Below are 15801 nucleotides of genomic sequence, written 5' to 3' on the forward strand. Positions count from 1 at the left end.
GACGTTTGCGGCACTTCATGTACATTTAGGTGCCTTTCAGGACACCCGGAAAAAATCAATTAATCCAATGGAATGCCGTTGGCAGTGAAGAATTCCATCACTTCGCCCAGATGGCTGGCATAGGCACGCCACCCACCAATCGGACCATCATCGGGCATTGGCACAGCGTTTTGCGTGCAGGCAGCATCCCATTCCAGCCCGCAGAACGCCAGCATTCGGCGCGATTGGACTTCGGGATCGGACAGCAGGAATTCATAGCTAACTTCATGAATCCGCGACGGAAAACGCTGTCGCCAAAACGCCATTAGCCGCTGGAACAGCAGGACATAGCGCGCCGCATCCATCAGATCGCGTGCCCACCCCCAACCGGGCGGGGCATCATCCGATGCATGCCTGAAGTTCCCCCAGACGCTGTCCATCGCACCCCGCTGCAAACAGATGATCGATGCTTTGGGAAATGCTTGGGCAATCCAGCCAATATACTGAAAATTCAGCGCAAAAGTATCAATAATCCGCCGCTCCGACCGACCTGCTTCATCCAGATAGGCACGGCCGAGAACAGCCGCAGATTTTCCGCCAAGCGCTTGTATTACAGGGATATCCAGCACTGCCCCCGCCATAGTACCGGCCACCTTGGCCGCCGCCAGCGGCATCGCCGAAATCCCTCCAGCGCCCTGCACCATCCCATGCGCGGCAAGGATCCGTTCAACCAGGCCGATACCGGTCCACGGCAGGCCGACAACAAACAGCGGAGCAACGTCTGTCAGGCCGTCACCGGTCAGCGGCAGGTGGCGGGCAAAGGCGTGGCGCAGGGCCTCGAACACCACAGCATCTTGCGTGAAATCATAGGGTTGCCGGGCCATAACGGGATGGTCTTTGAAGTCCGGGGTCATCGGCAGGTCACCACCATCGCGCATCTCCCTGAACCGGCCCAAGGCAGGCAGGAACGGTCGCTGCACCCTAATCCCCCCGCCCCGGTTCCCCGCTACGCCAAATGGCGCATGCGCGCGCCAGATGGCAGGAACACGCTGCCAGAACCGACGTTGACAGGCGCGGCGTTTGGCGCAGAAGTGAACGTGGAAGCCTTGGCAACCGAAGGATCAAGTGCCCAGATGGACAAGCTTTTCACCGCAATCGCCAACCGGGTTTCTGCCGCTTCGGGAAAGGCCGGCACGTTCATCATCGCGCTGACCATCATCATCGCGTGGGGTATAAGCGGACCGGTGTTCAAATGGAGCGACACCTGGCAACTGGTCATCAACACTGGCACCACCATCATCACATTTCTGATGGTTTTCCTGATCCAGAACAGCCAGAATCGCGATGCCGCCGCGATGCAGGCCAAGCTGGACGAACTGCTGCGTGCTGTGGACAAGGCAAGGGTTGGGTTTGTGGGCATTGAACACCTGACCGACGACCAGATCAGCAAACTGCGCGATGCGCTGGAAGACGAAGTCGGTTGCCGCAGCGACAAGCAGGCGAGCGCGCACGAAACCGTCGAACGCCTGCTGGACCGGACATGACCGGCGCCACTACAAGGGTCGAAACCGACAGCCTTGGCGCGGTGGAGGTGCCTGCCGGGGCCTATTGGGGCGCGCAAACCCAGCGCAGCATCGACAATTTTCCATTTGGAACAGACGAACGAATGCCGCGCGGCATCACCCGCGCACTGGGACGGATCAAGCAGGCTGCAGCACGGGTCAACCGCAGGCACGGCCTGCCGGGCGATCTGGCTGATGCGATTGAACAGGCTGCCGCCGAAGTCGCAGAGGGCGATCTGGATGGTCAGTTTCCGCTAGTTATCTGGCAAACCGGCAGCGGCACCCAGTCCAACATGAACGCCAACGAGGTGATCGCAGGCCGCGCCAACGAGATTTTGACCGGCCAGCGCGGCGGCAAAAACCCGGTGCATCCCAATGACCATGTCAACCAAGGGCAATCGTCGAACGACACCTTTCCCACTGCGCTACATGTAGCAGCAGTCGAGGCGCTGAACACAGACCTGATCCCCGCGCTGGACCTGTTATGCGGCGAACTGACGCGCAAAAGCGAAGCGTGGGACAGTATCGTCAAGATAGGCCGCACCCATTTGCAGGACGCAACGCCGCTGACTCTGGGGCAGGAATTTTCAGGCTATGTCCAGCAATTGCGCGACAATTATGAGCGTCTGCGCGCGGCGGAAGGCCAACTGTTGCGGCTGGCACAGGGCGGAACCGCAGTGGGCACGGGGTTGAATGCGCCAGAAGGTTTTGCGAAGGCCATGGCCGCTGAACTTGCCAGACTGACGGGCCATGCCTTCACACCGGCACCCAACCGGTTCGAGGCACTGGCAAGCAACGATGCGCTTGTGCAGTTTTCAGCCACGCTAGCGACGCTTGCCGTATCATTGACCAAAATCGCCAACGATATCCGCCTGCTCGGGTCCGGTCCCCGGTCCGGTCTTGGCGAGCTGGACCTTCCCGCGAACGAACCGGGTAGTTCGATCATGCCAGGCAAGGTCAACCCGACGCAGGCTGAAATGCTGACGATGGTGGCAGCACAAGTGGTCGGCAACCATCAGGCGGTGACTGTGGGCGGCTTGCAAGGGCATCTTGAACTGAACGTATTCAAACCGATGATCGGATCGGCGGTGCTGCGTTCGATGCACCTGTTGTCGGTCGGGATGGCCAGTTTCGCCCAGCGCTGCGTTGCCGGGATCGAACCCAACCGGAGGCGGATTGCCGACCTTTTAGACCGTTCGCTGATGCTGGTCACGGCGCTGGCACCGGAAATCGGATATGATCGCGCCGCAGAAATCGCCAAGCATGCCCACCAGCATGATCTGACCCTGCGCGAAGCCGCCCTGACCCTTGGCCATGTCGATCAGGCTACCTTCGACCGGCTGATCCGCCCGCAGGATATGGTTTAGACGCAAGGAAAACCCCCGGATTGCCGTGAAACGATCCGGGGGTTTTAATCGAGTAATCAGTGCATCAACGCACCGAGCGACGGTTTACTTTGACGACTTGCTCTGGCTTTGCGCCGCGTCCTTGATCTGGCCTTCACCCATTGCGGAAATGACCGCATTGCCACTGCCAGAGAAGTTGGCGGCCGGAAGCGTGGCTGTTGCCCCATCCACCTTCACCAACAGGGCCTGTACTTGCCCGCGGCTGTCGGCAATGACCCCACGCACCTTACCCAGACGGTCGCCATCAGGACCGATCACACGCATGCCCTTGCTGACTTCGAAGTTGGCATCGCCTGCTGCGGCAAGGCTTCCGGCCGCAGCCAGTTGACCGGCCGCACCGGAAAACATGCCACTGCCATTGGCAGAACCTGAAGCACTACCATTGGCGCTGCGAGCAGCCTGACCGATCGCCCCCGCCGTGGTACGTCCGGCAGTGGCAGCACCCGATGCCACGTCGCGCGTGGTCCCCACAGCGCCACGAGCCGTCTGGCGCACCGCATCGGTGCCGATCAACTGGGCATCGGCGCTGCCGTTGGCGCTGCCGTTAGCACTGGTTGCCGTGCTGCCCGAAACCGTCCGCACCGGTGTTGATGCCGTCTGGGCGACCGCGCCTGCTACTCCGGCATTGGCGCTGCGATCAGCATGAACCGTGCCGGTCTTGCGGTTGACGCTTTGGCTGCCGGTGCTGCTGGCGGTTGAATTGACCGTGCCGCGCGTGGCCGAACCGATGGTGTCCATCGGCGAGCCGATGCTGCCTGCACCGCCCAGCGTGCCCCCCAGCGTACCGCCGATCCCACTGCCGCCAACAAGCTGGGCATGGGCGGGCATTGCGGTGAGGATGAGTGCAGTGGTGGTTGCGAGAAGAATTTTCATGGCAAGCTTCCTTTCAGTCGGTTGCAGCAACGCTTTTTCGTGCCGCTCGATGAAAGAAACGGATGAGGTTTGCGGTTTAATCCATCGCCACTGAAAATTATTTCGTTCGGCGGCATGAACCGCAGACAAGGCCGCGACCGAACACCGGATCAGGCCCTTTCCGACCGAGGTCGCGGGCTTCACCATCAAGCGCCAAGAGCCATTTCGCACCCCGGTCCGCAACAGCGCGGGCGGCACGCGCGGCGACCAGCGGCGTGGCAAAGGACGTGCCACGAACCGCTTTCCATTGCCCTGCGGCATTGGCGGCAAGCATGTCTGCACCCGGCGCCGCATAATCGAGATGAAGCGCGCGCCCGGCTTCGATCAAGGCGCGGTTTCGTCCGTCAACGGCGGTAACCGCGATGACGCCGGGGTAGGATGCCGGATAGGACGGCGGGGCTGCCGGGCCATCGTTGCCGACGGCTGCCACGACCACCATTCCACGTCCCTGAACCGCAGAGATCGCTTTTGCCAGCACAGCATTGCGCGGGCCGACAAGGCTGATGGAAACGACGCGCACCTTGCGCGTCAGCAGCCATCCCAGCGCGCGCACGATGGCAAAGGCGTTGCCGCCGGCAGGATCGTTGCCATAAACGTCCGCCACGGCGATATCTCTCGCCCCGGCATGCAGTAGCAGCGACACGACCGCGCTGCCATGATTGCTGGCCAGAGGTGCGCCGCGCGCAAATCCCTGGGTTGCGGCAACTTGTGCGGACGGCCCCGGCGCGCCGTCAATCACGCCGATGCGAACAGGCATGGTCGAAGCCGCAGTGCCCCCCGGCACAGATGGCGCTGCGGCCATGCTTCCCGCCGCCACGTTTCCTGATGCAAAATACAGTTGGTCCGACGATATCGTGACGCCGGGCAGCACTTTGCGCAGCCGCTTTTCTGCCTGCGCCAGCGCAGCACCCGGCGGGACGGCCAACCGCACCACAGCAAGGCCGAGATCCTGAAAATCCTCACGGGCGATCACCACAAAACCTGCCTGTTCGGCGCGGGCGATGGCGGCACTGTCAGCCCCTTCGAGCAGCAGTTCGCCTCTGCGCGCAGGCTGGTTTTCAGCGTCGAATTCTATTGCCTGCCGATTATTGCGGACTAGCTCCGCTAGCCGGTCAATCCGGGCTGACGTCAAGCCATCAACCGCCTTGCGGGTGGTGTTGACACCTTGTTCGAGCAGTCCATCAAGCCTGCTGTTGACCTGCCCCAAGGTATCACCCGCACCGGGCAAGGCCAGTTGGGCCATGGCAGGCGTGGCGGCCAGCACCATGGCAAGCGAAGCGGCGATAGTGGAGCGCATGAGCGAGAAACCTTGATTATTTCAACTGAACTGCGGATTAAACGCACCAGCCCTGACGTTTCATCCATGAAAGGCCAAGATCCTGACCGGAAGCTTTGAAACGCAGATCCTGTCCATGCTGCCGCGCCTGCGGCGGTTTGCAAGCGGATTGGCGCGTGACAGAGCGGATGGTGACGATCTTTGCCAGATGACGATCGAACGCGCACTTGTCCGACGCGACCAATGGCAGGACGGGACGCGCCTTGATAGCTGGGTGTACAGGATCATGCGCAATATCTGGATAGACGAAACCCGTGGCAGAACACGCAGATCGGCAACATTTGTGGGTGAAGAGGAAGGAGATGCCGTGGGCATGAGTGGCGAGCAGGAAGTTGCAGTCGAGATCAGCAATGTTGATCGGGCGATGGCCACTCTGCCTGCTGAACAGCGCGAAGCAGTGCTGCTGGTCATGGTGGAGGGCTATTCCTACAAGGAAGCTGCTGAAATCATCGGTTGCCCGGTTGGCACGCTGAATTCGCGGCTGGTGCGTGGCCGTGACGCACTGCTGGCGCTGCTGGGGGAAATGCCATGACCATCACCCCTGAACAACTGGCAGCCTTTGCCGATGGCGAATTGCCTGAGGCTGAAAGCCAGAAGGTTGCAGCATTGGTGGCGCAAGACACTGAATTGGCGCGAAAGGTTGCCGCGCATCGCGCGCTGCGCCAACGCCTTTCTGCGCATTTCGAACCGATTATGACAGCGCCATTGCCGGAAAGTCTGGTCGCCCGGCTGTCCCAGCCGGGCTCGCAAGTGGCGGATTTTGCACAGGCACGTCAACAGCGCGAACAGCAGCGCAGCATTCCCCGCTGGGCCTGGATTGCTGGCCCGGCGCTGGCGGCATCGCTTGCGCTGGCGGTGGTCCTGCCGGGACGGGATGATCCTGAAACCACGCTTGTCGGTGGGCAAAGCTATGCAGCCGGGCCATTGGCTGACGCGCTCGACAATCAATTGTTGGCCATTCAGCCTGCCGCTGCGGAACCGCGTATCCTGTTGAGCTTCAAGGACAGCGAGGGCGCATATTGTCGTGGCTTTACGGGCAAATCCCAATCCGGGATCGCCTGTCGCGATGCAAACGGCTGGCAGTTGCGCAAGCTGATCGGCGGGTCGCAGGCCGAAAGCGGTGACTACAGGCAGGCTGGCAGCGCCGATGCAGAGTTGATGGCGCTGGCTCAAGAAATGGCACCGGACGGAGCGCTGGATGCCGATCAGGAAGAGGCTGCAAAAAAGCGCGACTGGAAGTGACCACGCCTGAACCGGCTCAGGCTTTCAGGGTTAGCGGCAATCCTGCTGCGACAAATACGACTTCGCTGGCAACTTCAGCCAGTTTCTGATTGAGCCAGCCCGCCTCGTCGCGGAAGCGGCGCGCCAGTGCATTGTCAGGCACGATGCCCAGCCCCACTTCGTTGGCGATAAGCGCCACTGGCACCGAACATGCGCCAATTGCGCGGATCAGGCCATCGCAAGCCTCTGCCATGTCACGATCAGTCAGCATCTGATTGCTGAGCCATAAGGTCAGGCAATCCACCAGAATTGCGCTGAAGCGCTGACTGGCTTCGGCAATTGCGCCCGAAAGGTCGAGCGGCGCTTCCAGTGTCGTCCAGCGGCTGCCGCGATCCGCGCGGTGGCGAGCAATCCGGTCTGCCATCTCGCAATCGAAAGCCTGTGCCGTGGCGATATAGGCCAGAGAACCGTCGAAGCCTTCGACACGCTGCTGCCCATAGCGGCTCTTGCCAGAGCGCGCGCCACCCAGAATGAGCAGGCTGGTCATCGGCAGCCCTCCCGTGCCAGATTCAGCAAGCCGTCAATGTCGAGATGGGTTTCAAGTTCGCCAGCCAGTTGGTCCAGCGCGGTATCGACAACACGGTTGTGGTCGGTTCGGTTGGATGTCGCGCCGATGCTTTCAAGAAGCGCCGCTCTGAACCCCGGCTCAGACAGCAATCCGTGGCAATAGGTACCCATGACGCGGCCATCGAAACTTGTTGCACCGTCCATCCGGTCACCGTCGAGCATGGCGAAAGCGCGCGCTGTATCCGGTCCTTTCGTCACGCCCATGTGCATTTCAAAACCGCTGAACCCCGCGCCCAGCGCCGCGCCCGTTACGGTGCGCAATGCCTTGTCCTGTGTCAGCGTGGTTTCCACATCGAGCAGGCCAAGACCGGCAATCGCGCCAGGCGTGCCTTCGATGCCAAGCGGGTCGGCAATCGAGCGCCCAAGCATCTGGTAGCCGCCGCATATGCCCATCACCGCCCCACCGCGCCGGTGATGGGCAAGGATATCGACATCCCATCCCTGCGCCCGCAGGAATGCCATATCCGCAATCGTTGCCTTGGAACCGGGCAGGATAACGATATCGGCATGGGCCGGGATCACTGATCCGGGCGGGATCATCGCCAGTTCGACTTGCGGTTCGTGCCGCAGCGGATCGAGATCGTCAAAGTTCGAAATACGCGGCAACATGGGGCACGCTACCAGCTTGCGCGAGGGCGCAGAATGTTGTCTCTGCTCAAGCACTACGGCATCTTCGCTTGGCAGGGCCGTGATGCAACTCAGCCATGGGATCAGGCCGAAGCCACTCCATCCTGAAAGCCGCTCGATTGCGGCATAACCATCGGCAAACAGCGCAGGATCGCCGCGAAACTTGTTGACGATGAACCCACGGACCATCGCCGCATCGGCAGGATCAAGCACCGCGCGGGTTCCCACCAGCGAAGCGATCACCCCGCCCCGGTCGATATCGCCCACCAGCACCACTGGCACGTTGGCCGCGCGGGCAAAGCCCATGTTGGCAATATCGCCGTCGCGCAGGTTGATTTCCGCAGGCGAACCGGCCCCTTCCACGATCACCAGATCGCAGCGGTTGCGCAGCCGTTCCCAGCTTTCCAGCACTTCGGGCAACAGGCTGCGCCTGCCTTCCCGAAAGTTCGCAACGCCCAGTGTGCCGCGCACCCGGCCATGGACAATGAGTTGTGAAGTCCGATCGGCCTGTGGTTTGAGCAGGACGGGGTTCATGTCGGTATGCAGTTCAGCCCGCGCAGCGATGGCCTGCAACGCCTGTGCCCGCCCGATCTCTCCGCCATCTACCGTGACGGCGGCGTTGTTTGACATGTTCTGCGGTTTGAACGGCAGCACGCGCAATCCGCGATTGGCAAGCGCGCGGCAAAGCCCCGCCACCAATACCGATTTGCCGACATCCGAACCCGTTCCCTGCAACATCAAACCAGTCAAGTAACGCCCCCTGCACACACCCAGCCCAGCACAATGATCCAGGTAAGCGCGCAGGCGCGGTGATATATCCGCCGCGCGCGCACCAAAGCTTCCAGTCCTGCTTCGCCGCCATGGCCGATCCACGGTTTGTCCGCGATCTTTCCGTCATAGCTGATCGGTCCGGCCAAACGCACCCCCAGCGCGCCTGCCATTGCCGCTTCAGGCCAGCCTGCATTGGGTGATGCATGGCAGGTGCGATAGCGCCATAGCGTCCGCCAGCCACCACAACCGGCCAAGCAGATAAGCAAGGCGGCAATCCGCGCAGGAACAAGGTTCAGCGCATCGTCAGTGCGCGCAGAGGCCCAGCCAAAATCACGATATGGTTCTTCGGGGTGGCCGATCAGGCTGTCGGCCGTGTTGATCGCCTTCAATATCCAGATGCCCGGCAATCCTGCCACCAATAACCAGAACAGAGGCGCGATCACCCCGTCACAAAAGCTTTCTGCAAGGCTTTCGATCGCCGCGCGCGACACTCCGTTACGGTCAAGCGTAGCCGTATCACGCCCGACAATCATGGCGACGGCCAATCTTGCGACCTCCAGATCATCATCGGCCAACGCATCGACAACCGGGACGATGTGGTCATCAAGGCTTCGCTGTGCCAGCGCGGGCCATGCCAGAATGGCAACGATCAACCATCCGGCAGAACCGCTCTGATGCGCCAAAACGGTAAGTCCAGCTGCGACAAGGCCGGTTATGCTGACCAGCACGATCACTGTTACCACCCCGCCTGCCTTGCGTCTGGCACGGCTGACATCGCCCAGATTCCACTGCTTGTCGCACAATGCAATGACGCGGGCGAAGGCACCAACCGGATGCCCGATCCGTGCGTGGAGCCATGCAGGCCAGCCAAGCGCGGCATCAAGGGCAAGCGCGGCCAGTGCGACTGGTTCAGCCATGTCCGCCCACTTCGGACAAGGCCATGTCGAGCCGCTGCAAGGCGGCAGCGTTTGCCGGAAGGCCGATGCGCAACAGATCGGGATGGCCCGAAAATGGACGAGTGAGAATTTGCCGCGCGGCCAAGGCTTGAAACAAACCCCCGGCATTCTGCCCGACGATCAGCCGGAATAGCGGACAATCGCCCTTAAAGGAAAGTCGGTGGCGCTTCAGCACATCGTCAAGTGCCGCCGCCGACGCGCCAAGGCAACGGCGCGTTCCGGTAATCCACGGCATGTCACGATAGGCAGGCGTGGCAAAGGCCAGCGCTGCAGCGTGGATAGGCCAATCGCCCAATCCCTGCCGCAGATCGGCAAGCACTTTTGGCGGTGCGATCAAGAAACCAAGTCTCAGCCCGGCAAGTCCGAAGAACTTTCCGAACGAGCGCAAGACGATCAAACGCCGCCCTGCATCAACCTTGCCTAAAATGCTCCAGCCCGGATCGCAATCGGCAAAGGCTTCGTCCACGATCAGCCAACCGCCTTGCTGTTCCTGATGGTCCAGCAAGGCAAGCAATCTGTCGTGCGACAGGATACGCCCATCCGGGTTGTTGGGATTGCCGACGACCAGCACACTTGCCCGCTGCGGCAACTGCGCCAGATTTTGGATGCTTTCGGCCTGCGCAAATGCAGCGCGGTAAGTGCCATAGGCAAGCGGCTGGTGCAGTCCCGGCAGAGCGAGGCTTTGTCCAAGCTGGCGCAGGCCGGTTTCGCTTCCGGGCACTGCCGCACAAAGCGCTGGATCGCAGCCAAAGAATGCGGCGGCAGCGTATTCCAGCGATGCAAGCGCATCGGGATCGGGCAAAGCGCGCCAGTCAACGACCACGTCCGCGCCGGGGTGCCAAGAGCGCGGGTTGATCCCGGTAGAAAGATCGAGCCAGTCGGCTGGCTCGCCGCCGAACCGGGCGCAAGCCGCAGAAAGACGGCCCCCGTGATATGTGAAACCGGCGCTCATCAGGCTATGACCAGCATGACAAGCGCTGCTGTCTCGACAAGTTCGACACCCGCGCCATGGCCGTCCCCCGATATGCCACCAATGCGCGCCCGCAGCCACGGTGCCCAAAGTGGGATCACCATCAAGGCAGCAAGCAACGACGGGCAGGCAAAGCCAGCACAAAGGCTCCATACCGCAAGCCAGCAGGCGAACACCGGCCAGTTGGCCCCACGCCGGAACAAGGTGCCAAACCCTGCATGAAGTGGCGGCAGCATCAGCGCCCATGCGATCGGACCGATGCGTGCAAGGACCGGAACGAACAGCAGCAACAGCGGGCTTCCGCGCTGTAGCGCCAGATCGAGCAGCACGAACTTTGCGAGAATTTGCAAGGCAATAGCGGTGACGCCGAAGCTGCCGATATGCGGATCGGCCAGCACCTCGCTGATGCGGGAACGATCAGCATGGGCCGCACCGGTTGCATCGGCAATATCGCCCAGCCCGTCCAGATGCAGCGCCCCGGTCATGGCGACCCAAGCGATTAGACCAAAAAGCGCACCCAATGCGGAACCATGCATGGCCCCCGTTGCCGCTGCGCCCGCCACGCCTGCGCCAACCGCAAATCCTGCTAGCGGAAACCAGCGGATCGCGTTGCCGAAATCGCGATCGCTTGCCGCAATTGCTGGCAACGGCAGGCGCGTCATAAATTGCAAGGCCAGCAGCAGGGGCTTCATGGAACGGATTTTCCACGCAAGGCGATGATCTGCCCGCCCACCTGCCCGTCACCGGACCAGATGCGCAGCGACAGCAGCGCGCCATAAGGCAGATCGAACGCCCAAACCTGCCGATGATCCAGCCCGGTCACGACCGATACGGCGGCCCGCATTGCCCCGCCGTGTGTCACTGCCAAACCATCATCTTCAAGATCGGTCAGCGCTTCGGCAACGCGGCTTTGCAGTGTGGACCAGCTTTCCCCGCCCGGCGGCGGGTAGGCATCGGGATCATCCCAGAACAGGGCCAAGGCATCGGATGGCACGCTTTGCGGGGCTAGGCCGTCCCATGCACCGAAATCGAGTTCCCGCCAGCGTCGGTCGACGAAAAGCGCTACGGCGCGGGCCATAGCAAGTGTTTCTGCCCCCGCCAGCGCACGGTGCAAGTCCGAGCTTGTGATGCTGCGGATTACCAAGTCGTTCGGCACGGCGCCATGCAATCCACCTGCCGGATCGCATGGCGGTTCGTCACCATGCCCTAACAGAAGGCCCTCTCGGCGGGGCGGGCCATGCCGCAGCAGGTGAACGACTTTGTGGCTCAAAGCGCCTGCTCCACCGCAGCCTCGGCAAATGTTGCCATACCGTTATGGGCAGCCAGTGCAGCTTTCACGATATGCACCGCCACCGCCGCGCCAGAACCTTCACCCAGTCGCATGTTCAAACGGAGCAATGGCTCCAGCCCGAACCGTTCCAAAAGCCGGGCATGGGCCTGTTCGGCTGAACAATGCCCCGCAAGGCAATGCGCGGCAAATGCAGGCTGAGCGGCAATGAACGGTGCAATTGCTGCGCAGCAAATGAACCCGTCAAGCAGCACCGGAACACGATAAATCCGGGCGGCAAGGATTGCGCCTGCCATTGCCGCAATTTCCCGCCCGCCCAGCCGACGCAATATCTCAATCGGGGAATGGCAGTGCGGACCATGCAAGGCGATGGCGCGATCCACTGCGTCGATTTTGCGAGCGATACCTGCATCATTAACGCCGCTGCCGCGCCCGCACCAGTCCGCCGCATTGCCACCGAAGGCTTGCAGACAGAGTGCTGCGGCAGGCGTGGTGTTGGCAATGCCCATCTCACCCACGAACAGAAGATCGGTTTGCGGGGTGACGACAGCCGCCCCTGCCGATAGCGCGGCAAGGCATTCATCGACAGTCATCGCAGGTTCGCAGGCAATGTCGCCAGTTGGCTTTTCCAGATCGAGCGCAACCACGCAAAGCTGCGCACCGCAGGCTTGGGCAAGCTGGTTGATCGCTGCACCTCCAGCCAGGAAGTTGCCCACCATCTGGGCAGTGACCTCGGCAGGAAAGGCGCTGACACCGCGCGCAGCAACCCCATGGTTTCCTGCAAAGACCGCCGCCCGGATCGTGTGCAGTGCGGGACGCGGATTTCCCTGCCATCCCGCCATGAACAGGGCAATTTCCTCAAGCCTGCCCAACGAACCGGCGGGCTTGGTCAGCATGGCTTGCCGCTCGGTTGCAGCAGCAATTGCCGCCTCATCGGGCACCGGCAGGTTCTCCAACGCTCCATCAATGGTCGCGACGCTATCAAACAGCATCATGTACAAACGAACCCTTCAGGCGGGGTACGGGTGATGAAGTGCCCCTTCACCCCGGCTGGCCATTCTCCATAAGGGACCACCCCTTCGGCACTGGCGGCGTGGCGTGCCGCATATTCGAGGATTGCGCGGGCCTCATCCTCGGCGGGTCGAAACCCGCCGAGGACATAACCGATCTTGCCCGGTGCGCGCACATGCACGGCGCAATGGCGCTGACAGGCAAACAGGCAGGCCATTTCCTGCACTTCGACTTGTGCCAGCGCAGGGTCGGCCCGTTGAACACGGCGCATAGCGTCTGCCAGCAAGGCACCGCCACGCCGCCCTTGTTCATCTTCGCGCTGTTCTGCCGAAACGCGGCAGGTGGAGCACACGACCACTGCCGGTCCGGGCGTTACTGCGCGCAGCATCAGAACCGGCTCCTCAGGCCCAGATAGACCGTGCGCCCCAGCGCGCCATAACCACCGGCGGTTTCGTAGCGCTTGTCTGCGAGGTTTTCGACACGGCCATTGAAGGTCAACTTCTCAGCCACGCGCCACTGCGCGCGCAAGTCGAGCAGCCAGTAATCCGGCAACACCGTCGCGCTGCTTGCGCGATCGAAGGTTCTGCCAGCATAGCGCGCGGCAAGGCTGGCCCGCAGGCCCTGTGGCAGCTCGAACCCGCCCTCGATGTTGGCCAGATGGCGTGGCACACGGGCCAGTTGCCGCCCAAGATCGCTGCTGCCAGGCGAGCGGTCTTCCGCCACAATCCAGCTATAGTTGCCGTTAGCAAACACCACGCCAAGCTGCGCACGCGCGGCCAGTTCCAATCCCTTGGCATGGGCTTTGCGCACATTGGCGTAATAGCCAAAGCGGCTGGTCGTGGTGCCCGGAATGAAGCAGGTGGCCGGCAATGTACCGGTGGTGGGGCAATAGGCAAAGTCGATCAGGTTGTCGGTATCGCGTTCGAACCATGTGGCCGACGCATGCAGCACGTCGCCCAGGGCGTGTTCAGCCCCCACTGACCAGCCCCTGGCCTTCTCAGGTTGCAGCGCGGCAGAACCGTAAATGCTGAAAAGCTGATAGAGCGAGGGCGCCTTGAACCCTTCGTCATAACTGGCGCGCAACACTGTGCGACCACCATTCGGCGTGAACACTGCGCCGCCTGAAAACACCGTGCTTCCGCCATACCGCGACTGGTCATCGTGCCGCACGCCGCCGTTGATCGTCAGCCCCGCCAGCGGAGTTACCCGCAACTGGCCATAAACGCTGTTGGTGTCAGCCGCATTGGGCACCAACGCATAAGCTGCCGTGCTGTTCGATGGCGATGCACTGGTCATGCGCTGTTCCTCACGCTCGGCTCCGAAATCTGCCTGCACGCCGTCCGAAATGTGCAACGACCCCTGATATTCAAACCGACGGACACGGCCATGCGCATCGAAGTTCAGTGGGCGGACAGAGCGGGCGGGATCGTAATTCTCGCGGTCGGTTTCGGTCTGAAGCACGGCAAGGCGGTTGGTTAGTCGACCGTCCAGCAGCACCAGATTCAGGCCAGCATAGCCTGTCCATTCACTGGTCAGGCCATAGGCACGCGAATCCCCCGATGTGCCGTCAAACTCATTGCGGGCATCGGCCCAGTATCCGCGCAGATCGAGCGATAGACTGGATGTCAGCTTGAACGTGGCCGTACCGCTGGCCGAAGTGCGGCGGTATCCGTCGGCTTCGGTCCCGTTGCTGCGCGCGGAAATGCCATCGGTGGTAAAGACCGACCCTGCGACCCGCCAGTCAACCAGCGATCCAGTGCCACCAATGCCGCCGCGCGCATTGACTGTTTCATGCGTGCCCGCTTCCACTGCCATGCTGCCTTCAAGCGGCTGTTCTGCACGGCGGGTCAGCACGTTTACCACGCCGCCGATAGCATCGCTGCCCCACAGGATCGATTGTGGCCCCCGCAGGATTTCTACCCGCTCGATATCGTCAAGCAGCAAATTGGAAAATGAATAGCCGCCGCCTGTGGCGGAAGGATCGGAAATACGCACACCATCGATCACCATAACCGCCTGCGAGGAATCAGCGCCGCGGATCCGCAGCGACGTTGCCGTGCCAAGGCCGCCATTGCGCGTCAGGCTGATCCCGGGCGTGCGCAACAGAAGGTCGGTCAGCGCAATCGGCTGCTGCTGGCGGATGGCGGCTTCGTCAAGCACGGTAACGGTGGCGGATACGCGGTCCTGTTCCACCGGGCTGCGCAGCGCGGTAACGACGATGGAACTGCCAAGCGAACTGTCAGGTGCCTCCCCCGGCACCATCTCTTCGGCAAAGCAGGGCGCGACCGACAAAGTGGTCAAGATAGACGCGGTCAGAATGCGGGTGGATACGGCGGAATAAAAGGTAGGGCGCATGATGCGGCTCCCTCAGATACGAACGGCATGGACCTGCCGCTCCGACCCGCGAAGAAAGCGCGCACAAACGCCTGCGTCTTTGGCAGACGCGACGAGACGACGCTTCCCGCGCGGGACTTCCCGGCAGGCAGTGGCTGTCGTTGCGCGAGGGGTTGTCCCGACCTTGCGGACGGGAACCTCGAACGTCCGGTGCACCCTGCCCGAACGAAGAACGACCGCGTCAGGCAGGTCTCCTGGCTCACGGGTCAATGCCGGTCCGGCCGCCTTCTCAGGACGGTGAAGTCCCAATGGCGTGTTGGCCGGTCGGCTCGCCGCTTACAGTTGCAGGGGCAGCCGGGGTTTCGCACCCCGTTCCCTTTTGATCCCCTTCCGGGGAACCTGTCGCAGCGCCGCCGGTAGCCGCGCAATTCGCCCGCTGCAAGTGCGAATACTTGCACAGATCAAAGACGTGGCTTATCAGGCAATCCGTAACGGGTGCCCGAAAGGGCTTAATCGGGAAGTCCGGGCGGCGGCAAAAACCGCTCAATCCGGCACTGCTCCCGCAACTGTAACCGGTGAGCGCATCGCCATCATGCCATTGGGGCCTCGGCCTTGAGAAGGCGGCGAAAAGCGCATCGATCCGGCAAGTCAGGAAACCGGCCCGTTGCCGTCGTTTCTCTGCGCGGGCGGGATGTACCGGGCGGACGAGGGCTTTTCCCTTGGCGGACGACATGTGTGCGTTGTTGCCGAAGGGAGCCTGTGATGACCAGCATCTGACATCACCCTACCGCCCCGCATCTT

The 15801-nt window shown here is 62.0% G+C and carries 16 protein-coding genes and 2 riboswitches; of the genes, 4 read left to right on the forward strand and 12 right to left on the reverse strand.

Annotation, left to right across the window (positions count from 1 at the left end; translation table 11 throughout):
- Window positions 1-59: 59 nt before the first annotated feature.
- Window positions 60-959 (reverse strand): sulfotransferase family protein, encoded by a 900-nt coding sequence (locus tag OVA07_RS13165; RefSeq protein ID WP_268171902.1) that lies wholly within the window; start codon window positions 957-959, stop codon window positions 60-62.
- A 42-nt stretch (window positions 960-1001) separates the two neighbouring features.
- Here OVA07_RS13165 and OVA07_RS13170 point away from each other — a divergent pair, with 42 nt between their 5' ends.
- Entirely contained in the window at window positions 1002-1523 is a 522-nt protein-coding gene (locus OVA07_RS13170) for a low affinity iron permease family protein (protein ID WP_326493125.1), read from the forward strand.
- Window positions 1520-2908 (forward strand): class II fumarate hydratase, encoded by a 1389-nt coding sequence (gene fumC / locus OVA07_RS13175; RefSeq protein ID WP_268171903.1) that lies wholly within the window; start codon window positions 1520-1522, stop codon window positions 2906-2908. The genes OVA07_RS13170 and fumC overlap by 4 nt, the downstream gene beginning before the upstream one ends.
- 84 nt (window positions 2909-2992) lie before the next feature.
- On the opposite strand, the gene OVA07_RS13180 is transcribed toward fumC, so the two are convergent.
- Entirely contained in the window at window positions 2993-3820 is an 828-nt protein-coding gene (locus OVA07_RS13180; protein ID WP_268171904.1) for a PRC-barrel domain-containing protein, read from the reverse strand.
- A gap of 97 nt (window positions 3821-3917) precedes the next feature.
- Window positions 3918-5156 carry a S8 family serine peptidase gene (locus OVA07_RS13185; RefSeq protein ID WP_268171905.1) on the reverse strand — a complete coding sequence of 413 codons (1239 nt, stop codon included), beginning with the start codon at window positions 5154-5156 and terminating at the stop codon, window positions 3918-3920.
- An 82-nt stretch (window positions 5157-5238) separates the two neighbouring features.
- On the opposite strand from OVA07_RS13185, the gene OVA07_RS13190 reads away from it, so the two are divergent.
- Together OVA07_RS13190 and OVA07_RS13195 are read left to right on the forward strand one after the other, a co-directional pair.
- A complete protein-coding gene (locus tag OVA07_RS13190; protein WP_268172716.1) occupies window positions 5239-5727 on the forward strand; it encodes an RNA polymerase sigma factor in 489 nt (162 codons plus the stop codon).
- Complete coding sequence (locus OVA07_RS13195; protein ID WP_268171906.1) at window positions 5724-6437, forward strand: anti-sigma factor family protein; 714 nt, start codon at window positions 5724-5726, stop codon at window positions 6435-6437. Before OVA07_RS13190 ends, OVA07_RS13195 begins: the two co-directional genes overlap by 4 nt.
- Before the next feature lie 16 nt (window positions 6438-6453).
- On the opposite strand, the gene cobU is transcribed toward OVA07_RS13195, so the two are convergent.
- The 9 genes from cobU to OVA07_RS13240 form a co-directional block, all read right to left on the reverse strand.
- Entirely contained in the window at window positions 6454-6963 is a 510-nt protein-coding gene (gene cobU, locus OVA07_RS13200) for a bifunctional adenosylcobinamide kinase/adenosylcobinamide-phosphate guanylyltransferase (protein WP_268171907.1), read from the reverse strand.
- Window positions 6960-8420 carry a cobyric acid synthase gene (locus OVA07_RS13205; RefSeq protein ID WP_268171908.1) on the reverse strand — a complete coding sequence of 487 codons (1461 nt, stop codon included), beginning with the start codon at window positions 8418-8420 and terminating at the stop codon, window positions 6960-6962. The genes cobU and OVA07_RS13205 overlap by 4 nt, the downstream gene beginning before the upstream one ends.
- A complete protein-coding gene (gene cbiB / locus OVA07_RS13210) occupies window positions 8417-9358 on the reverse strand; it encodes an adenosylcobinamide-phosphate synthase CbiB (RefSeq protein WP_268171910.1) in 942 nt (313 codons plus the stop codon). Before cbiB ends, OVA07_RS13205 begins: the two co-directional genes overlap by 4 nt.
- Window positions 9351-10349 carry an aminotransferase class I/II-fold pyridoxal phosphate-dependent enzyme gene (locus OVA07_RS13215; RefSeq protein WP_268171911.1) on the reverse strand — a complete coding sequence of 333 codons (999 nt, stop codon included), beginning with the start codon at window positions 10347-10349 and terminating at the stop codon, window positions 9351-9353. Before OVA07_RS13215 ends, cbiB begins: the two co-directional genes overlap by 8 nt.
- Window positions 10349-11059, reverse strand: coding sequence for an adenosylcobinamide-GDP ribazoletransferase (locus OVA07_RS13220; protein WP_268171912.1), 711 nt, complete (start codon window positions 11057-11059; stop codon window positions 10349-10351). Before OVA07_RS13220 ends, OVA07_RS13215 begins: the two co-directional genes overlap by 1 nt.
- Window positions 11056-11523 (reverse strand): histidine phosphatase family protein, encoded by a 468-nt coding sequence (locus OVA07_RS13225; RefSeq protein WP_326493126.1) that lies wholly within the window; start codon window positions 11521-11523, stop codon window positions 11056-11058. Before OVA07_RS13225 ends, OVA07_RS13220 begins: the two co-directional genes overlap by 4 nt.
- A gap of 110 nt (window positions 11524-11633) precedes the next feature.
- Window positions 11634-12650, reverse strand: coding sequence for a nicotinate-nucleotide--dimethylbenzimidazole phosphoribosyltransferase (gene cobT / locus OVA07_RS13230; protein WP_268171914.1), 1017 nt, complete (start codon window positions 12648-12650; stop codon window positions 11634-11636).
- A complete protein-coding gene (locus tag OVA07_RS13235; protein WP_268171915.1) occupies window positions 12647-13054 on the reverse strand; it encodes a DUF1636 domain-containing protein in 408 nt (135 codons plus the stop codon). The genes cobT and OVA07_RS13235 overlap by 4 nt, the downstream gene beginning before the upstream one ends.
- The gene (locus tag OVA07_RS13240) at window positions 13054-15021 is read right to left on the reverse strand and encodes a TonB-dependent receptor plug domain-containing protein (RefSeq protein WP_268171916.1); all 1968 of its coding nucleotides are present in this window, start codon (window positions 15019-15021) and stop codon (window positions 13054-13056) included. The genes OVA07_RS13235 and OVA07_RS13240 overlap by 1 nt, the downstream gene beginning before the upstream one ends.
- Before the next feature lie 206 nt (window positions 15022-15227).
- Window positions 15228-15418: riboswitch (cobalamin riboswitch) on the reverse strand.
- Between the two features lie 58 nt (window positions 15419-15476).
- Window positions 15477-15679, forward strand: a riboswitch (cobalamin riboswitch).
- Window positions 15680-15801 lie beyond the last annotated feature (122 nt).

It is taken from the genome of Novosphingobium sp. SL115, assembly GCF_026672515.1.
Lineage (GTDB): Bacteria > Pseudomonadota > Alphaproteobacteria > Sphingomonadales > Sphingomonadaceae > Novosphingobium.

Excerpts from the sequence above, each read along its gene's own strand:
- OVA07_RS13170 (WP_326493125.1), top strand. The coding sequence starts at position 1,002 with ATGCGCGCGCCAGATGGCAGGAACACGCTGCCAGAACCGACGTTGACA.
- fumC (WP_268171903.1), top strand. The coding sequence starts at position 1,520 with ATGACCGGCGCCACTACAAGGGTCGAAACCGACAGCCTTGGCGCGGTG.
- OVA07_RS13180 (WP_268171904.1), bottom strand. The coding sequence starts at position 3,820 with ATGAAAATTCTTCTCGCAACCACCACTGCACTCATCCTCACCGCAATG.
- OVA07_RS13185 (WP_268171905.1), bottom strand. The coding sequence starts at position 5,156 with ATGCGCTCCACTATCGCCGCTTCGCTTGCCATGGTGCTGGCCGCCACG.
- OVA07_RS13195 (WP_268171906.1), top strand. The coding sequence starts at position 5,724 with ATGACCATCACCCCTGAACAACTGGCAGCCTTTGCCGATGGCGAATTG.
- cobU (WP_268171907.1), bottom strand. The coding sequence starts at position 6,963 with ATGACCAGCCTGCTCATTCTGGGTGGCGCGCGCTCTGGCAAGAGCCGC.
- cbiB (WP_268171910.1), bottom strand. The coding sequence starts at position 9,358 with ATGGCTGAACCAGTCGCACTGGCCGCGCTTGCCCTTGATGCCGCGCTT.
- OVA07_RS13215 (WP_268171911.1), bottom strand. The coding sequence starts at position 10,349 with ATGAGCGCCGGTTTCACATATCACGGGGGCCGTCTTTCTGCGGCTTGC.
- OVA07_RS13220 (WP_268171912.1), bottom strand. The coding sequence starts at position 11,059 with ATGAAGCCCCTGCTGCTGGCCTTGCAATTTATGACGCGCCTGCCGTTG.
- cobT (WP_268171914.1), bottom strand. The coding sequence starts at position 12,650 with ATGATGCTGTTTGATAGCGTCGCGACCATTGATGGAGCGTTGGAGAAC.
- OVA07_RS13235 (WP_268171915.1), bottom strand. The coding sequence starts at position 13,054 with ATGCTGCGCGCAGTAACGCCCGGACCGGCAGTGGTCGTGTGCTCCACC.
- OVA07_RS13240 (WP_268171916.1), bottom strand. The coding sequence starts at position 15,021 with ATGCGCCCTACCTTTTATTCCGCCGTATCCACCCGCATTCTGACCGCG.